The sequence below is a fragment of the Streptomyces sp. NPDC101132 genome, assembly GCF_044759225.1.
Taxonomy (GTDB): Bacteria; Actinomycetota; Actinomycetes; order Streptomycetales; family Streptomycetaceae; genus Streptomyces.
In genome coordinates this window covers 595,758-616,132 of sequence record NZ_JBIVYX010000001.1, presented here as the reverse complement: position 1 = coordinate 616,132, position 20,375 = coordinate 595,758, and the positions used below count along the sequence as shown (strand labels likewise).

The 20,375-nt window shown below is 75.1% G+C and carries 14 protein-coding genes; 9 read left to right on the top strand and 5 right to left on the bottom strand.

Annotated elements, in window-relative coordinates; all coding sequences use genetic code 11:
* Positions 1-5 precede the first annotated feature (5 nt).
* Complete coding sequence (gene meaB, locus ACIQUR_RS02795; RefSeq protein WP_403657144.1) at positions 6-992, top strand: methylmalonyl Co-A mutase-associated GTPase MeaB; 987 nt, start codon at positions 6-8, stop codon at positions 990-992.
* Between the two features lie 169 nt (positions 993-1,161).
* Here meaB and ACIQUR_RS02790 read toward each other — a convergent pair whose 3' ends face one another.
* The 3 genes from ACIQUR_RS02790 to ACIQUR_RS02780 form a co-directional block, all read right to left on the bottom strand.
* Positions 1,162-1,887, bottom strand: coding sequence for an SIR2 family NAD-dependent protein deacylase (locus ACIQUR_RS02790; protein ID WP_403657141.1), 726 nt, complete (start codon positions 1,885-1,887; stop codon positions 1,162-1,164).
* 84 nt (positions 1,888-1,971) lie between these two features.
* Positions 1,972-2,505: a GNAT family N-acetyltransferase gene (locus ACIQUR_RS02785; RefSeq protein WP_403657138.1), complete on the bottom strand. Its 534-nt coding sequence runs from the start codon at positions 2,503-2,505 to the stop codon at positions 1,972-1,974.
* Positions 2,506-2,547: 42 nt separating this feature from the next.
* Positions 2,548-3,006, bottom strand: a complete 459-nt coding sequence (locus ACIQUR_RS02780; protein ID WP_403657135.1) for a Crp/Fnr family transcriptional regulator — start codon at positions 3,004-3,006, stop codon at positions 2,548-2,550.
* 1,006 nt (positions 3,007-4,012) lie between these two features.
* Between ACIQUR_RS02780 and ACIQUR_RS02775 the strand changes: the two genes are divergently transcribed.
* The 6 genes from ACIQUR_RS02775 (at position 4,013) to ACIQUR_RS02750 (ending at position 14,144) form a co-directional block, all read left to right on the top strand.
* Entirely contained in the window at positions 4,013-5,230 is a 1,218-nt protein-coding gene (locus ACIQUR_RS02775; protein WP_403657132.1) for a S8 family peptidase, read from the top strand.
* A 205-nt stretch (positions 5,231-5,435) separates the two neighbouring features.
* Positions 5,436-6,122, top strand: coding sequence for an NADPH-dependent F420 reductase (locus ACIQUR_RS02770; RefSeq protein ID WP_403657129.1), 687 nt, complete (start codon positions 5,436-5,438; stop codon positions 6,120-6,122).
* Between the two features lie 185 nt (positions 6,123-6,307).
* On the top strand, positions 6,308-7,087 hold the full coding sequence (locus ACIQUR_RS02765; RefSeq protein WP_403657126.1) for an alpha/beta fold hydrolase: 780 nt from the start codon (positions 6,308-6,310) through the stop codon (positions 7,085-7,087).
* Between the two features lie 1,064 nt (positions 7,088-8,151).
* Entirely contained in the window at positions 8,152-9,942 is a 1,791-nt protein-coding gene (locus ACIQUR_RS02760) for a S8 family peptidase (RefSeq protein ID WP_403657985.1), read from the top strand.
* Positions 9,943-10,270: 328 nt separating this feature from the next.
* The gene (locus ACIQUR_RS02755; RefSeq protein WP_403657123.1) at positions 10,271-13,033 is read left to right on the top strand and encodes an AAA family ATPase; all 2,763 of its coding nucleotides are present in this window, start codon (positions 10,271-10,273) and stop codon (positions 13,031-13,033) included.
* Between the two features lie 178 nt (positions 13,034-13,211).
* Positions 13,212-14,144, top strand: coding sequence for a cation diffusion facilitator family transporter (locus ACIQUR_RS02750; protein ID WP_403657121.1), 933 nt, complete (start codon positions 13,212-13,214; stop codon positions 14,142-14,144).
* Positions 14,145-14,183: 39 nt separating this feature from the next.
* On the opposite strand, the gene ACIQUR_RS02745 is transcribed toward ACIQUR_RS02750, so the two are convergent.
* Positions 14,184-15,737: a bifunctional phosphatase PAP2/diacylglycerol kinase family protein gene (locus ACIQUR_RS02745; protein ID WP_403657982.1), complete on the bottom strand. Its 1,554-nt coding sequence runs from the start codon at positions 15,735-15,737 to the stop codon at positions 14,184-14,186.
* A 700-nt stretch (positions 15,738-16,437) separates the two neighbouring features.
* On the opposite strand from ACIQUR_RS02745, the gene ACIQUR_RS02740 reads away from it, so the two are divergent.
* A complete protein-coding gene (locus tag ACIQUR_RS02740; protein ID WP_403657119.1) occupies positions 16,438-18,117 on the top strand; it encodes a glycoside hydrolase family 71 protein in 1,680 nt (559 codons plus the stop codon).
* Positions 18,118-18,295: 178 nt separating this feature from the next.
* Positions 18,296-19,441 (top strand): aminotransferase class V-fold PLP-dependent enzyme, encoded by a 1,146-nt coding sequence (locus tag ACIQUR_RS02735; protein WP_403657116.1) that lies wholly within the window; start codon positions 18,296-18,298, stop codon positions 19,439-19,441.
* Positions 19,442-19,534: 93 nt separating this feature from the next.
* Here the strand turns inward: ACIQUR_RS02735 and cobF are convergent, their stop codons facing one another.
* Positions 19,535-20,287, bottom strand: a complete 753-nt coding sequence (cobF, locus tag ACIQUR_RS02730; RefSeq protein ID WP_403657113.1) for a precorrin-6A synthase (deacetylating) — start codon at positions 20,285-20,287, stop codon at positions 19,535-19,537.
* Between the last annotated feature and the right edge of the window lie 88 nt (positions 20,288-20,375).

Below are 20,375 nucleotides of genomic sequence, written 5' to 3'. Positions count from 1 at the left end.
GGCGCGTGGCCATCGACCTCGACGCCTACGTCAAGGGCGTGCTCGACGGCAGGCGGGCGTTCATCGCCCGCGCCGTCACCCTCGTCGAGTCCACCCGGCCCGACCACCGGGTGCTGGCCCAGCGGCTCCTCACCGAGCTGCTGCCGCACACCGGCCGGGCCCGGCGGATCGGCATCAGCGGGGTGCCGGGTGTCGGCAAGTCGACCTTCATCGACGCCTTCGGCACCCTGCTCACCGGGCTGGGCCACCGGGTCGCGGTGCTCGCCGTCGACCCGTCCTCGACCCGCACCGGCGGCTCCATCCTCGGCGACAAGACGCGGATGGAGCGGCTCGCCGTCGACCCCGCCGCCTTCGTCCGGCCCTCGCCGAGCGCGGGCACGCTCGGCGGGGTCGCCAAGGCCACCCGCGAGTCCATGGTGGTCATGGAGGCGGCCGGGTACGACGTGGTCCTCGTCGAGACCGTCGGCGTGGGCCAGTCCGAGACCACCGTCGCCAACATGGTCGACACCTTCCTGCTGCTCACCCTCGCCCGCACCGGCGACCAGCTCCAGGGCATCAAGAAGGGCGTCCTGGAACTCGCCGACGTGATCGCCGTGAACAAGGCGGACGGCCCGCACGAGCGCGACGCGAAGGCCGCGGCCCGCGAACTCGCCGGCGCACTCCGGCTGATGCACCCGGCCGACGCCGCCTGGACCCCGCCGGTGCTCAGCTGCAGCGCCCGCGAGTCCACCGGCCTCGACGTGCTCTGGGAGCGCCTCGAACAGCACCGCAAGGTGCTGGACGCCGGCGGCCGGCTCGACGCCAAGCGCAGCGCGCAGCAGGTGGACTGGGCCTGGGCGATGGTCCAGGACGAGCTGCTCGGCCGGCTGCGCGCCCACCCGGCCGTGCGCGCCCTCGCCCCCGAACTCGAACGCCGGGTCAGGGACGGGGAACTGACGGCCACACTGGCCGCCGAAGGGATCCTGGACGCCTTCGGGCGCGGCGGGGCCTGAACCGCGGGGCGGTGGAGCCTGAACCTGGCGGGGCGGTGGAGCTTGAACCCGGCGGGGCGGTGGGCAGGGCACCGTACCGGTGCGCCCCCGCCGCCCCCGGCCGGACCGGCCGCGGCGCCCACGCCGCCCGGCCGGGCAGCCCCCGGCCCCCGCCGCGACCGGCCGCGGCTCAGGCCACCAGCCGGCGCAGCAGCTCCGGCAGCGCCTCCCCGATCGGCTCGCGGATCACCTCGTCGGCCAGCGGGTCGTACGGCGTCGGCTCGCCGTTCACGATCAGCAGCCGGGCCCCGTGCTCCGCCGCCACGCCCGCGAGGGACGCGGCCGGCTGCACCTGGAGCGAACTGCCCACCGCCACGAACACCGTGCAGCCCTTGGCGATCGCCAGCGCCTGCCCCAGCACCACCGGGTCCAGCGCCTGCCCGAACATCACCGTGGCCGCCTTGAGGATCCCGCCGCAGGACCGGCAGGCCGGGTCCTCCTCGCCCGCCCCGATCCGCTCCAGCGCCTCGTCCATCGAGGACCGCACGTGGCACCGCGTACAGGTCACCGCCCGTGCGGTGCCGTGGAGTTCGAGGACCTTTCGCTCGGACACACCCGCCTGCTGGTGCAGCCCGTCGACGTTCTGGGTGAGCACCCGCACCGCGGTGCCGGTGCGCTCCAGCTCGGCGATCGCCAGGTGCGCCGCGTTCGGCTCCGCCCCCAGCGCGCCGATCTCCTGCCGCATCCGCCACGACCTGCGGCGCACGTCCGGATCGCTCATGTAGCTGTCGTACGTGACCAGTCGCTCCGCTCCCGGATCCCGGCGCCACAGGCCGTCGGGACCCCGGTAGTCGGGGATCCCGGAGTCCGTGGAGATGCCGGCACCGGACAGGATCGCGATCAGAGGCTTGCCCATGGCGCCGACCCTACGCACGGACCAGGACCCCGGGCGAAACGTTTTCCGTGCGCGCCCGGCCGGTGCCGGCCCACCGTCCCGAGGTCAGCCCACGTACTCGGTGAGGTCGATCTCGTACACGCGCAGGGCATGGGCGTAGGCGGGGTGTACGGTTTCACGCCGCAATGTCATACCGAGCTTCCGCATCACGTTCTGCGAGGCCTCGTTCCCGGGCCGGCAGATGCTGACCACCCGGTCCAGGCCCCGGTCCTGCAGGGCGAACTCCAGAGCGGCGTGTGCGGCCTCGGAGGCGTACCCCCGGCCCCAGAACGGCCGGCCCAGCCGCCAGCCGATCTCCACGGCGGGCAGCACCTCCGGCAGGAAGTGCGGGACCGACAGCCCGGTGAACCCGATCAGCTCGCCGGAGCCGAGCAGCTCCACGGCGAACAGCCCGAAGCCCTCGTCGTCCCACTCCTCCTCCCACCGCTCGATCGAGTCCGCCGTCTGCTCCAGGTCGCGCGTCGATCCGTCCGCGATCCAGCGCATGACCTCGGGGTCTGCGTTGATCTCGGACATGGGGACGAGGTCGTCCTCCTGCCAGCGGCGCAGGAGCAGACGGGGGGTGCGGATCTCGGTCATGCCCTCCATCCTGCCGTACGGCGGCCGGCGGCCCCCGCCGGCCTAGCGGGCGCCGCTGTACGGGGCGTACAGGTCCAGCAGCCGCACCCGCGCCACCTGGAGGCGGTGGGCCAGGACCCGGCCGACCCAGTGGCCGATGGCCGAGCCGAACGTAGGGTCCGCGTCCATCAGCATGCGGACGGCAACCCCGTCGAAGGCATGCGTGCGGACCGGGGTCATCGCCTCGGCGCCGAGCTGCCAGACGTACGGCGGGAAGAGCCAGGACCAGCCCACCAGCTCGCCCGGTCCCAGACTGTCGATCTGGGCGGCGCGCCGGCCGGGGACGTTCATCTCCAGGGTGACCGTGCCGGACCGGACGATCCAGAACTGGTCGGCCGGGGTCCCCTCGTCGAAGATCCGGGCGCCCGCGGGAAAGTTCACCTCGCGGGCCAGGGCCATCAGGCGCTCGCGGTGTTCGGGGGAGAGGACGGCGGCTATGCGGAACGGGGACGGTGTGCTCATGGCGGCCTCCGGTGTCGAGCCTCTTCCAGTGTCCCCGAGGAACCGCAAAGGGCCAGGTGTAGGCACCGCCCCCCTGATTTCCCGGCCCCGGACCGCCCCATTGTCACTCTGGGTGACGATCTGAGCGCGGCGGCGCCCCGGCCGATGGCCGCGATCAGGTGCGTGGCGGAGGTCGCGGACGGGGCCGAGGGGGAGGCCGCGGGCGGGGCCGAGGGCGGGGCCGCGGTTGGCTGTGCCGCGCGGTCGTGGCGGAGATCCGCTCCGGCGCAGCCGCACTCGCCCGCGCCTCGGGGCTGGGGCAGGCGGTTCGGCTTTCCTCCGGCCGGCGTGCACGACGGCCCCGCCATCGACTGGCTGCCGGTCGGTACCGCCCGACCCGGGATCGACGACGACTTCGGTCTCTCCGGGCCGCCCGGCTCCTCGGCGCGGGGTGGCACCACCGCACACCCGCGCGGCCATCGAGAACGCCGCGTCCGGCGACGGGTACCAGCGTCCTCCGGGGTCCGCAGCGGCCGTCCTGCCGGACGCCGTCCTGTGCGAGATCCGGGAGCAGGCACCCGTCGCCGCCGGCAGGGTGATCAGTCCCGAGTTCCGCCCCCTGGGCGGCGCCGCCGTGTTCGGCGCCCTGGAAGAGGCCGTCGTCCGCGTCGACCCGGCGCACCTGACCCGCCGGCCGTGGGCCGGTCCCTTCCGGAGCGGCGAGGGGCTCCCCTTCGCTCCGGCGTGCCGGCCTGAACACCCGCGTCCCACAACGGAGTTGGTGGCGTGCGTCACGTTCGCGGGGCGGGGGAGAGGGGGACTGTCGCGGCGGGATGGCAGTCGTGTGACCTGGGTGTGAAAAGGCGTCAACCGCCTTGTCCGGCCCCACCCGATGGGCGACGGTGACGATCACGCCGCGACCGGAGGCATCCGGATCGCGGCCGACTGTGCGACCCCGCACGACCTCACCCCCACCAGCGCGCGCCCGCACACGGACGCGCGCCGCCCATGAGGAGGACCCCTCGTAATGGCACTCCCCCGCAGCACCAAGACCCGCATCGCCGTGGCCGTCACGACCGCCGCCGCCACGGCCCTGCTGGGCACCCTGACCACGCTGCCCGCGCAGGCCGCCCCCACGGCCGCCGGCACCGTGCTCGGGGCCGGCTCGCCGGACGCGGTCCCCGGCAGCTACATCGTCACCCTCAAGCAGGGCGCGGGCTTCACCCCCGCCTCCGACCGGGGCCACCGGCTGATATCCCGGCACGGCGGCCAGGTCCACAAGACCTTCCGCGCGGCCCTGAACGGGTACGCCGTCACCCTCGGCGCCGCCCAGGCCCGGAAGCTGGCCGCCGACCCCGCGGTCGCCTCCGTCGAGCAGAACCGCATCGTCAGGGCCGACGCCACGCAGACCAACGCCCCCTGGGGCCTGGACCGCATCGACCAGCCGAACCTGCCGCTGTCCGGCACCTACACGTACCCCGACAGCGCGGGCTCCGGCGTCACCGCCTACGTCATCGACACCGGCGTCCGCATCTCCCACCAGGAGCTCGCCGGCCGGGCGGTCAACGGCTACGACGCCGTCGAGGGCGACTCCGTCGCGCAGGACGGCAACGGCCACGGCACCCACGTGGCCACCACCATCGCCGGCACCACGTACGGCGTGGCGAAGAAGGCGAAGGTCGTGGCCGTCCGCGTGCTGGACGACAACGGCTCCGGCACCACCGCCGGGGTCATCGCCGGCATCGACTGGGTCACCGCGAACCACCAGGCCGGCGCCCCGGCCGTCGCCAACCTCTCGCTCGGCGGCGGCGCCTCCACCGCGCTCGACAACGCGGTGCGCAACTCCATCGCGGACGGCGTCACCTACGCCGTCGCGGCGGGCAACTCAGGCGTCAACGCGCGCAACTCCTCGCCCGCCCGGGTCACCGAGGCCCTCACCGTCGGCGCCACCAACAGCTCCGACGCCAAGGCCTCCTGGTCCAACTACGGTTCCGTACTGGACCTGTTCGCCCCCGGTGTCTCGATCACGGCCGGCTGGAACACCGGCGACACCGCGACGAACACCATCTCCGGCACCTCGATGGCCACCCCGCACGTCGCGGGCGCCGCCGCCGTCTACCTCGCCGGGCACACCTCCGCCACCCCGGCGCAGGTCGCCACGGCCCTGGTGAACGGTGCCACCACCGGCAAGGTCACCAGCCCCGGCAGCGGTTCCCCGAACCGTCTGCTCCGGCTGGTCCCGTAGGACCGGGCCGGCCGCGGGCAGGACCGCGGGGCTCCCGGAGGCGGCGACGGCGCTTCCGGGAGCCCGCGTGTCGCGGCCGGACCTCCGGAACTCGCCCGGGACGTCCGTACCCCGGACCACGACCAGCGGTCCGCGCAGTACAACGGTACGGTCGCCCGGGCGGGGCCGGTCCGTCCGGGCCCCCGGAACCTGAAGGGGTAAGAACATGCGCTACGCAGTCCTCGGCACCGGGATCGTCGGCCGGACCATCGCCGCCCGCCTCGTCTCCCTCGGCCACGACGTGGTCGTCGGCACCCGGGACCCGGAGGCCACCCTCGCCCGCACCGCACCCGACGCGCACGGCCTCGCCCCCTTCGCGCAGTGGCGGGCCGAGAACAGCGCGGTGCGGCTGGCCACCTTCGCCCACGCGGCGGCCCAGGGGGACACCGTCCTCAACACCACCAGCGGCTCGGTCAGCCTCGCCGTGCTCGACGCGGCCGGCGCCGCGAACCTCGCCGGCAAGGTCCTCGTCGACATCGCCAACCCGCTCGACTTCTCAGCGGGCTTCCCGCCCTCCCTCGACCCCGTCAACACGGACAGCCTGGGCGAGCGCATCCAGCGCGCGCACCCCGCCGCGCGCGTGGTGAAGACGCTGAACACCATGCACACGCTGGTCATGGTCGACCCGTCGCGGATCCAGGGCGACCACAGCGTCTTCCTCTCCGGCGACGACGCCGACGCCAAGAAGGACGTCACCGGGCTGCTGCGCTCCTTCGGCTGGCCCGACCGCAGCATCATCGACCTCGGCGGCATCGAGACCGCCCGCGGCACCGAGATGCTGCTGCCCGTCTGGCTGCGGCTGATGACGGCCCTCGGGCACACCGACTTCAACTTCCACATCCAGGGGGCCTGACGGGGGGTACGGGGGTACGGGGGTACGGGGGACGGGGGACGGGGGTACGGCGGGTACGGCGGGTCCGGCGGGTGTGGCGGGTACGGCGGGTACGGCTCTTCCCGGGGCCGCTTTCGCGCCATGCCGTCCGGTCCGTACCGCGGGGCGGCCTGGCGGGCCGCCGCCCGTCGCAACAGACTGGCGGCATGGAAACCATGGTGAAGGTCAGCGGCACGGACGAGGTGTGGGCCGAGGACACCGGGGGCAGCGGCACCCCGCTGGTGCTGCTGCACCCCGGGGTGGGTGACTCCTCCCTCTGGGACGGCGTCCTGCCGGGCCTCGCCGCCCGCCACCGCGTGATCCGCTACGACGTACGCGGCTACGGGCGCTCCCCGGCCCCCACCGCCCGGTACTCCCTCGTCGCCGATCTCGCCGCGGTGCTGGACCACTTCGGGATCCGCAGGGCCGTACTCGCCGGTTCCAGCATGGGCGGCTCCGCCGCGCTGAGCCTGGCGGTGGCGGACCCCGGCCGGGTCGCCGGCCTCGCCCTGTTCGTGCCGGGTGTGACGGGGTACGAGGGGCTGGAGCCGGCGGGCTTCGTCCAGGAACTGGAGCGGCTCGCCACGGCCGGCGACACGGAGGGCATCGTCGCGCTGGGCCTCGGGATCTGGGGCCGCGCGGGCACCGACGGCGACCCGCACGCCGCCGCGGCCCTGCGCGCCGCGCTCCGCGGCTGGTTCACGAACCACCCCCACCAGGTGCCCGACGCGCCCGTCTTCGACCGGCTGGGCGAGGTGACGGCGCCGTCCGTGCTGGCGCTGGGGGAGCTGGACCAGCCCGAGGTCGTGCGCTGCAACGAGGAGATGGCCGCGCGCATCCCGGGCTGCCGGCTGGTCCGCCTCGCGGGCTCGGACCACTTCCCGACCCTCCGCGAACCGGAGGCCGTCACGGCGGTCATCGAGGACGTGGCGGCCGGGGTGGGGTAGGGATCCGTGGCCGGGGGGCTTCGGGAAGTTTCGGGGTGCTTCGGGAGCTACCGGTCGCCGGAGCCTGCTTCGGGGGTGGGTCGTGTGGTGTGTGGGTCCCCTCGGTGCTTGACCCGTCGTGGCCTGCAGCCCCTGCGGCAGGCCCACCCCTGGGGCTTTGGGGCTTCGCCCTGGCCTTCGGCCACCCCAGGCCCGGGCCTGCCTCCGGTCCAGCCTGCCACGACGCCTCAAGCACCTGCCCCACACACCACACGACCCACCAGGGCAGTTCGGCGTGCCCCATCCGGTGCTGTACGGCTGACTCGTTCCGTTGCATGGCGAGCCGACCTGTATGTCCGGAGTGTTGTTTTTCGGGCCCTTCTCGCGGCTCGCTTGGCGCTCGGTCGGACCGGCCTGAATTCAGCCCTCCGCGCGCCCTGACCCTCGTCCTATTGGACCGGACCAATGTCCCTTCCCTTGGGGGGTGCGGGGACTCAACATCGCATGTCAGGGCGGGTGTTGGGGGATCCGTCCGTCACCTCGGGGAGGGGCCCCGAGGGGTACGCGCAGGGGCCGGACAAGGGTTTTCCCCGTATCGGGTTCATCTGCATTTTGCCTACTGTCTGACCACCGGCGATCTTCACCGGCCGGACGGTCAGTCCGCCACCCCACATGGCGCGAACCCGTTCCCCCGGTGGATCGACGACAGCCGACGTTGCCCCCGCCCCATCGTCGCGGCGGCGGCAGCCAGGTGAGCAGCGGAGCCCGGGACGCGTGAGCAGCGCGCCCCGGCCCGCGCAGGCACCACCGCACCACGGCACCACCGGCACGACCGGCACCACCGCACGACGCGCGGCCCCACCACGGCCCCCAGCGCGCCGCGCGCACCGCTCCACGGGTACCACCGCACGACGCGCCGCCTCACCCCGGCACCGGGCGCACCGTGCGGCCAGGACCCCCGCAGCACCGCACCACTGCATCCACCTCCCACACATGCACCATCCGCCGATCCGGCCTGCCCGGAACCGGCGGCCCGCGAAAGGGATCCCACCTTGCACGCATCCAGGCGCAGGCTCATCACCGTCGTGGCGATATCCGCCACGCTGCTCGGCACCGCGGCCACCACCTCCGTGGCGCTGGCGAACCCGGCGGCGGCCCGTGCGGCGGCCACCGCCCCCACCGCCACCCCGGCCCCGCTCCCCACCGCGCCGGTCGAGAACCTCATCGTCGGCTACAAGTCCGGCGCGACCGAGTCCCGCTCCAACACGGACGCCGCCGCCGACGCCAAGGCCAAGGGCTCGAAGGCCGGCGAGGACGTCTCGTTCGAGCGCCGCCTCGGCACCGGTGCCGCCCTCGTCGACCTCGGCGGCAAGCTCGCCCCGCAGGACGTCGCGGACGTCATGGCGCAGTTCCGCGCCGACCCGGACGTGGCGTACGTCGAGCCCGACGGCCGCGCCTACGCGATGGCGACCCCGAACGACACCGAGTACACCAAGCAGTGGGACCTCTTCGAGGCCACCGCGGGCATGAACGTTCCCGCCGCCTGGGACACCACCACCGGCTCCGGCGTGACCGTCGCGGTCATCGACACCGGCTACGTCGCCCACTCCGACCTCGCCTCGAACGTGGTCGCGGGCTACGACTTCATCACCAGCTCCACCGCCGCCCGTGACGGCAACGGCCGCGACAACAACCCGGCCGACGCCGGCGACTGGAGCGCCGCGGGCGAGTGCGGCACCGGCTCCAAGGCCAGCGACTCCTCCTGGCACGGCACCCACGTGGCCGGCACCATCGCCGCCGCCACCAACAACGGCAAGGGTGTCGCCGGCATCGCCTACGGCGCCAAGATCCAGCCCGTCCGCGTGCTCGGCAAGTGCGGCGGCGCCACCTCCGACATCGTCGACGCCATCACCTGGGCCTCCGGCGGCACCGTCGCGGGCGTCCCGGCCAACCCGACCCCGGCCAAGGTCATCAACATGAGCCTCGGCGGCTCCGGCGCGTGCACCACCACGTACCAGAACGCCATCAACGCGGCCGTGAACCGCGGCACCACCGTCGTCGTCGCCGCCGGCAACAGCAACGCCGACGCCAGCGGCTTCTCGCCGGCCAGCTGCAACAACGTGATCAACGTGGCCTCGGCCAACCGCACCGGCGACCGGTCGTTCTACTCCAACTACGGCTCGATCATCGACATCGCCGCCCCCGGCGGCGAGACCCGTCGCGCCACCGACACCCCGGGCACCATCACCACGCCCGAGAACGGCATCTGGTCGACGCTGAACGCCGGCGCCACCTCCCCGGGCACCGAGAACTACGAGCCCTACCAGGGCACCAGCATGGCCGCCCCGCACATCGCCGGCCTCGCCGCGCTGCTGAAGTCGGCCAACACCGCCCTCACCCCGGCCCAGATCGAGTCGGCCATCAAGACCAACGCCCGCCCGCTGGCCGGCACCTGCACCGGCGGCTGCGGCGCCGGCCTCGCCGACGCGGCCAAGACCGTGGCCGCGGTCTCCGGCGGCACCACCCCCGGCGGCTCGACCTTCAGCAACACCGCCGACGTGAACATCCCGGACAACGGCGGCGCCGTCTCCTCGTCCATCAGCGTCACCGGCCTGACCGGCAACGCCCCCGCCACCCTCAAGGTCGCGGTGGACATCAAGCACACCTACCGCGGTGACCTGGTCGTCGACCTGGTCGGCCCGAACGGCACCGTCAAGCGCCTGCAGAACTCCTCCAGCGACGGCACCGACAACCTGATCACCACCTTCACCGTCGACGCCTCGGCCATCCCGGCCAACGGCACCTGGCAGCTCCGCGTCCAGGACGTGGCCTCGGTCGACACCGGCTACATCGACTCCTGGAGCCTGACCTTCTAAGAGGCCCGGCGGCCCCCCGGGAACCCAGAGGAGGGTCCGGGGGGAACCGGCCCGCTGCATCCCCAGCCCCACCGCAGCGGAAGGAAAAACCCCCACAAGTCCGGCACCCCCACACCGGACACCCCCGGACCCGCCCGTCCCCACCGGGCCGGTCCGGACCCAGCAGCCCCGGACCTGCAGGTACGCCTCGTACCGGCAGGTCCGGAGGCATGCCCGGACCGCCGCCTGATTTCTGCGTCACACTCCGGTCCCGCCCGGCCACCGACCTCGTATCCTCAGCGGTCACAGGAAAGGCACAGGGAAACGACCGAGAGGCTGGAGGCTGTGCGTGGCGGCGACGGGGAACGCTGACGCGCCGGTCGGACGTGGGGAACTCATCGCGGCGGTCGACCGCGCACTGCACACCCACGGCCGGGCGGCCCTCACCGGTGCGGCCGGAGCGGGCAAGACCGCGCTCCTGACCGCGCTGGCGGCGGCCGCGCGCTCGCGCGGCGAGACCGTCCTGCGCCTCGACCCCGAGGCCGCCGACCGGCACATACCCGAGGCCTCCGTGGCCGCCCTGCTCACCGCCGTGCCCGCCGCCGTGCTCGACCGCCTCGCCGGACCCCAGCGCACCGCCGTCGCCCTGCTGCGCCGCGAGACCGACGCCTCCCGGGCCGGCCGCGACCGGATCGCCCTCCGCCTCGCCATCGTCGAGGTGCTGCGCAACCTCGCCGCCAACGCCCCCGTCCTCGTCGTCGTCGACAACGCCCAGTTCCTCGACGAGGAGAGCGTCGACCTGCTCCGGTTCGCCCTCCGCCTCACCCCGCCCCGGGTACGGACCCTCGTCGCCGAATGCGCCCGCGGCGGCGCCCCTGTCGCCGAGGCCCTCTGCGGCCCCGGCACCCGCGGCACCGCCATCCCGCCCCTCGGCGCCGACGAGGTCGCCGAACTCCTGGTCAGCCACGGCCTGCCCGCCCGCCTCGCCGGACGCATCCACCGCGCCAGCGGCGGCAACCCCCGCCTGGCCCTCGCCCTCGGCCACTCCCTCGCCGAGTCCCGCGAACCCGTCCACCACGCCGACACCCTGCCCGTCTCCGGGCAGGCCCGCGAGGTCGCCCGCCGCCTCCTCGCCGAAGCACCCGCCGCCGCCCGCCCCACCCTGCTGCTCGCCGCCCTCGCCGCCCGCCCCACCACCGCCCTCCTCCGCCGGGCCGGCCGCCCGGACGCCGAGGCCGAACTCGCCGCCGCCGAACACGCCGGACTCGTCACCGTGGCGGAGGACGGCACCGTCGAGTTCACCGCCGGCGCCCTGCCCAGCGTCCTCGCCGCCGACGCCGGCTGGCCCGACCGCGCCGCCGGCCACGCCGCCCTCGCCGCCGCCGACGACGACCCCGTACAGGCCGCCCGGCACCGCGCCCTCGCCGTCGACACCCCCGACGAGGAGCTCGCCGCCGCCGTCTCCGACGCAGCCGCCTCCTGCCGCCGCCGCGGCAACCGCGCCCTGGCCGCCGAGCTCGGCATGCTCGCCGCAGACCGCACCCCCGCCGACCGGCCCGGTGCCGAACTCGCCCGGCTCGTCGCCGCCGCCGAGGACGCCGGCTGCGCCGGCCGCGCCGACCTCGCCCGCCGGGCCGCCCGCGCCGTCCTGGCCCGCGACGCCTCGCCCGCCGACCGGGTACGCGCCCGCCTCGCCGTCATCGACGCCGCCGGCCAGGCCCTCGCCGACCTCGACGAGACCTTCGCCCACGCCGCACTCGACGCCGCCGGCGACCCCGCACTCCAGGCCCTCGTCCAGCTCCGCGTCGCCTGGAAGCTCAACCTCAGCGACGGCGACCCCGTCCGCTCCCGCGCCGCCGCCGCCGAAGCCGGGGAACTCGCCCGCCGCGGCGGCGACACCGTCGCCGAGGCCATGGCCCTCACCGTCCGCGCCCGCATGGGCCGCATCCTCGGAGACCCCTGCGCCGAGACGATCCTCGCCGAAGCCCTCGCCCTGCCCTCACCCGAAGTCCCCATCGGCCTGCGCAACGCCCCCCGCTACCTCGCCGTACGCCACGCCCTCTTCGACGACTGGCTCGACGACGCCCGGCAGCAGCTCCTCGCCCTGCTCCCCGCCGTGGAACGCACCGGCGCCTGCGAGGACGTCTTCGAGGTGCTCCGCAGCCTCACCGAGGTCGAACTCCGCCGCGGCCGCTGCGACGCCGGCCTCGCCTGGGCCCGCCGCTCCCTCGCCTGCACCATCGAGGCCGGCCTCTCACCCGGCCCCGCCTGGTACGTCGCCGCCATGGCCGAAGCCACCGGCGGCAGCTTCGCCCGCGCCACCGGGTACGCCCGCCGCGGCATCCAGGCCTCCGAGGAGGAGCGCGACCAGGTCTTCCTCTCCCGCAGCCTCTACGCCCTCGGCACCGTCGAACTCGCCATGGGCGAGACCGCCAAGGCCGTCGCCACCCTCCGCCGCGTCGCCGACCTGGAGGCCGCCCAGCAGGTGGTCGACCCCTCCATCCTGCGCTGGCACGGCGAACTCGCCGAGGCCCTGGTCGCCGCCGACGCCCTCGACGAGGCCGCCGGCCTCGTCGCCACCTGGCGCGCCGTCGCCGTCGACCTCGGCCGCCCCGCCGTCATCGCCGCCCTCGACCGCGCCCAGGGCCTGCTGCTGTCCGCCGGCGGCGACGCCGAGGCCGCCGTACGGCTGCTGACGGACACCGCACAGCGCTTCGCCGAGCTGGAGCTGCCGGTCGAGCGCGGCCGTACGCTGCTCGCCCTCGCCCGCGTCGAACGGCGCCGCCGCCGCAAGGCACCCGCCCGCACCGCCCTCGCCGAGGCCGCGGACGTCTTCACCACCGCCGGCGCCAAGCCCTGGGCCGAGCTGGCCCGCGAGACCCCGGCCCCGCGCCCCGCCCCCGGCGGCCCCCTCGACACGCCCGTCGCCGCCGCGCTCACCGAGGCGGAACTCACCCTCGCGCTCCTCGTCGGCCAGGGCGCCAGCAACCAGGAGGCGGCCGCCAAGCTGTTCCTCAGCGTGAAGACCGTCGAAGCCCGGCTCACCCGCATCTACCAGAAGCTCAACGTCCGCTCGCGCGCCCAACTGGCCACCGCGCTCCGGGCCCGCTGAGGGCCGGCACGGCCTCCGGCCCGCCGAGGCCGCGCCTCAGGCCTGCCTAGGCCGTGCTTCCGGGCTGCCGGGCGCCGTACGTACGCGTACCCCCGGCCCTCGCCCGCCCCGCCCCCGCCCCCGGAACGGCGTACCCCTGCCCGCCGCCGCCGCGACAGCGCCGCCCCGCCGTGGTCCGATGGTGATCATGAGCCACGACCACGGGGTGCCCTCCGCCACCGGGACGCCCAGCGGCGCGTACCGCTCCCGCCTGCTGTGGACCATCGGCATCAGCATCGCCATCACCGTCGTCCAGGTCGTCGGCTCGCTCCTGTCCGGCTCCCTGGCGCTCCTCGCGGACGCCGCGCACAGCCTCACCGACGCCGTCGGGGTCGGCCTCGCCCTCGGCGCCGTCACCCTCGCCCAGCGCGCCCCCACCCCCGCCCGCACCTTCGGCTTCTACCGCGTCGAGATCTTCTCCGCGGTGCTCAACGCCCTCCTCCTGCTCGGCATCTTCGTCTGGGTGCTCTACTCCGCGATCCGCCGCTTCAGCGAACCCGTCGAGGTGAAGGGCGGCCTGATGTTCGCCATCGCCCTCATCGGCCTCGCCGCCAACGCCGTCGGCCTCCACCTGCTGCGCGATGCCAAGGACAAGAGCCTCAACCTCCGCGGCGCCTACCTCGAGGTCCTCGGCGACGCCCTCGGCTCCCTCGCCGTCATCGTCGGCGGCCTGGTGATCCTCCTCACCGGCTGGCAGGCGGCCGACCCGATCGCCTCCATCGTCATCGGCCTGCTCATCGTGCCCCGCGCCTACGGGCTGCTCCGCGACGCCACCCACGTCCTGCTGGAGGCCACCCCGCAGGACACGGACATCGCCGAGGTACGCCGCCACCTGCTGGCCGAGCCGGGCGTGGTCGCCGTACACGACCTGCACGCCTGGACCGTCACCTCCGGCATGCCGGTGCTCACCGCCCACGTCGTCGTCTCCGAGGCCGTCCTGCGCAGCGAGGACCACGGACACCTCCTCGGCCGCCTCCAGGACTGTCTCGGCGACCACTTCGACATCGCGCACTCCACCCTCCAGCTGGAGCCGGAGACACACGTCGAGGCCTCGCACGCGATGCACGACTGAGCGGGGAGGCACCACGGTCCGCCGGCCCCGGCCGGCGGTCTACTCCGGCCGGTAGACCGTCAGCGCACCCGGGAGCTTGTCCACCACGCACTCCGCGGGCGCCGTCGTCCACTCGCCGTCGTACGCCAGCAGGGTGCCCGGCGGGATGTCGGAGATCCGCAGCCGCTCCAGCCGGGTGGCCGTGTGCACGGGGGAGCGGGTCAGCGGGCCGGTCATCAGCGCCGCCAGCAGCCGGGGCCCCGGCCGCCCGCCGCCGTGCACGATCCGCACGTCCAGCAGCTCCTCGTGCAGCCCCACCCGCCGCCGCGGCGTGGGACCGCTGCCGTGGTACGTGCCGTTGCCGGCGAACAGCAGCCACACCGACCGCGGCCGCCCCGCCACCGTCAGCCGCACGGGCCGCTCCGCGCGCAGCACCCGCCAGGCCGCCAGCAGCGCCGCCGGGCCGGAACCGATCCGCGGCGACCAGCGCTCGCGGTGCCACACCAGCTCCGGGTACACGCCCAGACTGAAGGTGTTCAGGAAGTACCCGGACTTCCCGTCCGCGCCGCCCTGCCCGCCCTGCCCGTCCGGACCCGGCGTGAACCGCCCCACCGCCACCCGCACCGCAGACCCGGCGGCCAGCGCCCGGCAGGTGTCCTCGGCGCCCGCGATCCCCAGGTCCGCGGCGAAGTGGTTGAGCGTGCCCCCGGGGAACACCGCCAGCGGCACCCCGGCCGCCAGCGCCGCCGCGGCCGCCGCGCCCATCGTCCCGTCACCCCCGGAGACGCCCAGCACCCGGCACCGCCCGGCCGCCTCCGCCAGCGCCCCGGCCACCTCCGGCCCCGGGCACACCACGATCTCGGCCCGCGGCAGCGCGGCGGCGAGGGCCTCCCGGTCCGCCGCGGTCCCCGAATCCCGGTTCACCACGACCGTCAGCCCCTCGCCCCCGTCCAGCGCCGGGGCCTCGGCCGCCCGCTCGGGACCGGGCGCCGTCCGCGCGAGGTCCGCCTCGCGCGCGAGCGAGCGTACGAGCAGCCCGGCGCCCACCCCGAGCGCCGCGCCCGCCAGCACGTCCGCCGGATAGTGCACCCCCGTGTAGACGCGCGACGCGGCCACCGCCGCGGCCAGCGGCACGGCCACCAGGCCCAGGGCGGGCGCCTCCAGGGTCAGCCCGGTCGCGAACGCGGCCGCGGAGGCGGCGTGGCCGGAGGGGAAGGACGTGGTCCCGGGCTGGGTCCGCAGCTGCCGCACCGCCGGCACCCCCTCCAGCAGCGGACGGGGCCTGCGCACCGACCACTTGCCCAGCGTGTTGATGGTCGCCGAGGCCACCGCCAGCGAGCACATGGCGCGCAGCGCGGCCTTCCGTGACCGCGCCGAGCCGAACAGCGCCAGGCCCGTCGCGCTTCCGGCCCACAGCAGCCCGTGGTTGGCCGCCCGGCTCAGCCGGGGCAGCACCAGGTCGCCGCCCGGCCAGTGCCGCCGGGCCACCGCGTCGAACAGCGTCCGGTCCCACCGGCCCACGGCGCCGCGCCAGGCCACCGGCCCGCTGTGCGTACCGGGCCGCCGGGGCCCGGTGGCGTCCCACAGGTTCGACGCCGTCGCCCCGGCCCGCATGCCGGCGGCCGCGGCCCCGGCCCGCAGCCGGCCCGCGAACGCTCCCGCCCGCGCCGCTCCCACGCCCCCGGTCCCCGTTCGTCCGGCTCCCGCCACGCTCACGCCTCCCTCGTTCCCGGCCACGACGGCCCGCCTGCACATCCGTACCCGTGCGGCACACCCGTACCGCTCCGGCACACCGGTACCGCCCCGGCACACCGGTACGGCTCCGGCACACCCGTACCGCCCCGGCGCATCCGTACGGCCACGGCACACCCGTACCGCCACCGAACGCACCCGTCGGCGCGCCCCACGCCACCGATGTGGCGCACGGCACGCCGCCGCGCCGGCACACGGCACTCCGGTCCGACGCCGCGTCTACCCCGCCTTCCCCCACGCAACCACGCCGGCCCCCCGCGCACCACCGGACACGACCGCCGGGAGAACCCCGCCCCACGCCAAACCGGCAGGCCACACCCCCACTTGTTCCTTACGCGGCCCTCACACCGGCCCCTGCGAAGATGCCTCCCGGGCGGCGGCCGAGCCGGCCGCCCACCCCTCCGCCGGGCCCCGCCCGGAACGGCCGCGGACGTAGGCGGAGTGATGCGTGTGACGTACGTGCCGGGGTCCGACACCGAGGAGAACGGTTGTCCGGATGACGTGAATGGGCTCTACTGCTGTCCATGTCCCGGCCGGGGCATATTCACCTGGAGGACGAACGATGAGCGCCCAGCGGTCCAAGAGACCCTTAACGCACCGGCGACGCCGCGGTTTCCGCGCCCGGCGGCCCCTGCTCGCGCTCCTCATCTCCGGCTTCCTCATCGTCGGCGTCTTCACGGCCACCGGCATCGCCTGGGACCCCTTCGGGGCCGGCGGGAGCAGGAAGAGCACCGCACCCCAGATCGGTGAACCCTGGTCCGTCGGACCCTCGGTGACGGACCGTGCGGGATCCGGCGGAGCCGGCGACGCGACGCGCCCCACCCCGCCCGCCGGCGACAAGGGCGGCGCCAGCAAGCCGCCCACCGGCCGGCCGGCCGACGACTGGCGGCCCAGCGCGGCGCTGCCCTTCGACATGCCCTCGCCCGCCACCCTGCGCAAGAGCAAGCGCCTCGTCTTCGCGCACTACTTCACCCCGTACCCGCTGTCCCTCGACAACGCGGGCTCGGCCAACGACTACTACACCCGCAACTACCTCAACCCCGCCGGCGAGAGCGGCAAGCACGCCCGCTACGGCGGCCTGCTCCGCGACCGCCCGCTCCCCGTGTCCCCCAAGCCGGGCAACTGGGAACTCGCCAACCTCCAGCAGGAGGTGCGCACCGCCCGCGCCGCCGGCCTCGACGGCTTCACCGTCGACATGCTCTCCCTGTCCGGCAAGAACTGGGAGCGCACCACCATGCTGCTGCGCGCCGCCCAGTCGGTCGACCCCGGCTTCCGCATCATGCTCATGCCGGACATGACGTCCATCAACCCGGACCCCGCCGGCCTCGCCAACTCCCTGGCCCAGCTGGCCAAGTCGCCCGCCGCCCACCGGCTCTCCGACGGCCGGCTGGTCGTCTCGCCCTTCAAGGCCGAGGCCAAGACCCCCGCCTGGTGGAAGCAGGTCATCGACACCCTGAGCTCCCGGCACGGCATCAGGACCGCCCTGGTCCCGCTCTTCCTCGACTACGGCGCCCACTCCGGGGAGTTCGCGCCCATCAGCTACGGCTTCTCCGAGTGGGGCAGCCGCAGCTACGTCGGCCAGGAGAGCGCCACCCGCGACGTGAAGCGCGCCCACGGCCTGGGCAAGATCTGGATGCAGCCGGTCTCCGTCCAGGACGCCCGCCCCAACCAGGGCGTCTACGACGAGGCGGGCAACACCGCCACCCTCCGGTCCACCTGGAACCACGCCATCGCCGACGGCGCCGACTGGGTCCAGCTCACCACGTGGAACGACTACAGCGAGGGCAGCCAGTTCGCCCCCTCCCTGCACAACGGCCACGCCTACCTCGACCTGTCCTCCTACTACCTGGTCCGCTTCAAGACCGGCGCCTGGCCGCGGATCGTCCGCGACACGCTGTACCTCACCTCGCGGGTGCAGTTCGCGGGCGCCGACCCCACGGGCAAGCAGGTGCTGCTGATGGCGCCGCGCCGGGGCACCGCCCCGCCCCGCGACACGGTCGAGGTGGTCAGCTTCCTCACCGCACCGGCCACCGTGCGCACCACCGTCGGAGGCGTGACGAAGAGCTACGGGGCCCCGGCCGTCCGGCACGCCGAGCTGTTCCCGCTCCGGGCCGGCACCAGCACGGCCACCGCCACGCGCGGCGGGAAGACCGTGGCCTCCGTGACCCTGCCGTACGAGGCGAGGCACGTGGTCCAGGTGCAGGACCTCCAGTACTACGCGGCCACGAGCGGGCGGCGCTGACGGGCGCCGCCCCGGCCGGCCGCCGCCGACGGGCCCGCCCCGACGAGCGGCACCGCCCCGGCAGAACCGGGCGGCAGCGCGCACGGGCGGGCGGGGACGGTCTTCCGTCCCCGCCCGCCCGCCGTGCATGATCACGGGAGCGCGGGGACCGCACCCCGCGACGACCCCAGGAGGCCCCGTGCCCGAGCCGCAGTCCCCGTCCGAATTCCCCGGAGGACGCGCCCTCTTCCGGCTCTCGACCGAGGTGTCCCACCTCAACCACGGCTCCTTCGGAGCCGTGCCGCTGCCCGTGCAGGAGGCGCAGACCGCCTTCCGCGCCGAGCAGGACGCCGACCCCGACGCCTTCTTCATCAACGCCCCCGAACGCGTCGCCGCCGCCCGCGCCCGCGTCGCCGCCCACCTCGGCGCGGACCCCGAGGGCCTGGCCTTCGTCGCCAACGCCACCGAGGGCGCCAACATCGTCATGAACTCCCTCGACCTCGCCGAGGGCGACGAGATCCTGGTCACCGACCACGGCTACGGCACCGTCAGCGCCGCGGCCGCCCGCCGCGCCCCGCTGCGGACCGTGGCCCTGGACCCGCTGCTGCCCGACGAGGACGCCGTCCGCGAGACCGTCCTGGCCGCGCTCACCCCGCGCACCCGGGTCGCCGTGCTGGACCACATCAGCTCGCCCACCGCCCGCCTGGTCGCCGGACCCCGGCTGCTGGCGGAACTGGCCGAACGCGGCGTGACCACCGTCGTCGACGGCGCCCACGCCCCCGGCATGCTCGCCGACCCCCTCGCCGGCGGCGCCGACTTCTGGTTCGGCAACCTCCACAAGTGGGCCTACGCCCCGCCCGGCAGCGCCGTCCTCGCCGTCGCCCCCGAGCACCGTGCCGCCGTCCGGCCGCTCGTGCCCTCCTGGGAGGACCACCACGGCTTCCCCCGCTCCGTGGAGTGGCGCGCCACCGACGAGTACACCTCCTGGCTGGCCGCCCCCGAGGGCCTGGACCTGCTCGAACGCCTCGACGCGGCCAAGGTGCGGGCACACAACACGGCCCTGGCCGCCCACGGCAGCGCCCTGCTCGCCGAACGCCTCGGGCTGCGGCCGCTGCCGTACACCGAGGGACTGGCCATGCGCTCGCTGCTGCTCCCGGCCGGCACCGCGGGGACCGTGGAGGAGGCCCGCGCCCTGCGGGAGGAGATCGCGGCCCGGCTGCGCATCCGCGTGCTGATCTGGCCCCGCGAGGGCGGCGGCGGGATCCGGCTGTGCGGCCAGATCTACAACCGCCCGGAGGAGTACGAGCGCCTCGCCGACGGACTCGGCGAGTTCCTGGGCCGCTGACGCGCGGGAGGAACGGCACAGGGCCCCCGCGCCGTGGCGCCCTCGGGGGCCCTGTGCAATGTCACCGTGCAGTGTCACACGTCAGAAGGGCCGTCAGGGACGGCGCAGCAGGTACGTGTCCATGATCCAGCCCTTGCGTGCCCGCGCCTCGGTCCGCAGCTCCTCGATCCGCCCGGACACCTCCGCGAGCGGCCCGGACACCAGGATCTCGTCCGGCGTCCCGACGTACGCACCCCAGTAGATGAACAGGTCCTGGTCGAGGTACTTCGTGAAGGCGTGCCGGGCGTCCAGCATCACCACCACGTCGTCCACGTCCTCGGGCCAGCCCTCCGCGAGCCGCCGCCCCGTGGTGATCTGCACCGGCCGGCCCACCCGGTTCAGGTTGGTCCGGTGCCGGGCCAGCAGCGCGGACACGCTGCTGATGCCGGGCACCACCTCGTGCTCGAACTCCACCCGGCCGTGCCCGTGCACCTCGTCGAGGATCGCCAGCGTGGAGTCGTACAGCGAGGGGTCGCCCCACACCAGGAACGCCCCCGTCTCGCCGTCTGCGAGGTCCTCCGCGATGAACCGCTCGAAGATCCCGGCCCGCGCGCTGCGCCAGCCGTCCACGGTCGGCGCGTACTCGGCCGGCGTACGGTCCCGGTCCGGGTCCCGACCCTCCACCAGCCGGTGCCCCGGCCGGGCGTGCGCGGCGAGCATCTCCCGCCGCAGGTCCGTGAGGTCCGCCTTCTCCTCACCCTTCTCCAGGATGAGGAACGCGTCCGCCGCCCCGATCGCCTTGACCGCCTGGAGGGTCAGGTGGTCCGGGTCGCCCGCCCCGATGCCAATCACAGAGAACTTCTTCACCCGGCCGAGTCTGCCCCATGCACCCCCGGCCCCGGACACCCGGGGCGGCCGCCGCCGGATCCCCGCAGGGCCCCGCGCGGCCTTCACC

Coding starts and splice junctions, on each gene's coding strand:
- ACIQUR_RS02785 (WP_403657138.1), bottom strand. CDS start 2,505: ATGACCGAGATCCGCACCCCCCGTCTGCTCCTGCGCCGCTGGCAGGAG.
- ACIQUR_RS02790 (WP_403657141.1), bottom strand. CDS start 1,887: ATGGGCAAGCCTCTGATCGCGATCCTGTCCGGTGCCGGCATCTCCACG.
- ACIQUR_RS02740 (WP_403657119.1), top strand. CDS start 16,438: ATGAGCGCCCAGCGGTCCAAGAGACCCTTAACGCACCGGCGACGCCGC.
- ACIQUR_RS02745 (WP_403657982.1), bottom strand. CDS start 15,737: ATGCGGGCCGGGGCGACGGCGTCGAACCTGTGGGACGCCACCGGGCCC.
- ACIQUR_RS02770 (WP_403657129.1), top strand. CDS start 5,436: ATGCGCTACGCAGTCCTCGGCACCGGGATCGTCGGCCGGACCATCGCC.
- ACIQUR_RS02780 (WP_403657135.1), bottom strand. CDS start 3,006: ATGAGCACACCGTCCCCGTTCCGCATAGCCGCCGTCCTCTCCCCCGAA.
- ACIQUR_RS02765 (WP_403657126.1), top strand. CDS start 6,308: ATGGAAACCATGGTGAAGGTCAGCGGCACGGACGAGGTGTGGGCCGAG.
- ACIQUR_RS02750 (WP_403657121.1), top strand. CDS start 13,212: ATGGTGATCATGAGCCACGACCACGGGGTGCCCTCCGCCACCGGGACG.
- ACIQUR_RS02775 (WP_403657132.1), top strand. CDS start 4,013: ATGGCACTCCCCCGCAGCACCAAGACCCGCATCGCCGTGGCCGTCACG.